1 protein-coding gene is annotated in these 938 nt (G+C 63.9%); it reads right to left on the bottom strand.

Features of this window, described 5'->3' with window-relative positions; translation table 11 throughout:
• Positions 1–938, bottom strand: a 938-nt coding sequence (locus ACTJLC_RS31775; protein ID WP_440846425.1) for an ISNCY family transposase, incomplete at both ends; no start/stop codon positions are given.

Genomic DNA, 938 nt, shown 5'->3' with positions numbered 1-938 from the left:
CCTTGCCGATCCGGCTGTTATCGCGTTGAGCCTGAATCACCTGCGCGACCTGCAGCACGTGGCTCAAACGTTTATGCTCGACGATCGCGCCCTGATCGATTTCTGTCAGCCGGTCATACTGCCTGCACGACAATGCACCGCCATCTGCCCGAAGTTCGATTCGCCCATCCGGATACTCCCAGACCTCGATATACCGGTCGATCAGCTTGCGATGCGCCGGCGTATCGTCCAGCAGATACATGACGCGGTCGTACTGCACGGTCAGCGCCTTCGTCACCTTGCGCGGCTCGCGCCACGTGAGCACGAGTTCAAGGTTCTCGTCAGCCCTCGGCGGACGGTGTGCGTCAAAGTCGCTCTTCGGAGGCTTTGCGAAACGCGCGTTGTAGGCCGCCATGAAGGAGGGCACCCAGGCATTGGCCGCAGCGATCGTGCGGATGTCGCGCAAGCGCATTTCCTTCACCATCCGGTCCTGCAGCGTCAGGTGCGCGCGCTCGACACGGCCCTTGGCCGCGCTACTGTTTGCACAGATCGTGTCGATGTTCAGCTCGTACATCGCGCGACCAAACTGCGTCACGCTATTGCCGGTCCTGCTTGCGGCCGTGTTCCGGAACACGCTCGCCTTGTCGCTGTAGAACGCCACCGGCTTGCCGTGACGCTCGATGTACGCACGCGTCGCCTCGAAGTAGCTGAAGGTCGATTCCGTGGCCGTGAAAAGCACGTGCATCAGCCGGCTCGTTGCGTCGTCGACGTACACCAGCAGCGTGCACTGCGGCGCCCGGTCCTCGAACCAGGGATGCTCGCTGCCGTCGATCTGGATCAGCTCGCCCAGGCACGACCGCCGCGCGCGCGGCTGGTAGACCTTCGGCGGCCGCTGCCGGCGCGGCACCCATAGGCCCGCGTCCGTCATCAGCCTGCGGACCGTTTCCTTCGCCAGACGT

It is taken from the genome of Paraburkholderia sp. 22099, from assembly GCF_052045835.1.
Lineage (GTDB): Bacteria > Pseudomonadota > Gammaproteobacteria > Burkholderiales > Burkholderiaceae > Paraburkholderia > Paraburkholderia terricola.
This window is presented reverse-complemented; position numbering and strand designations above follow the sequence as displayed.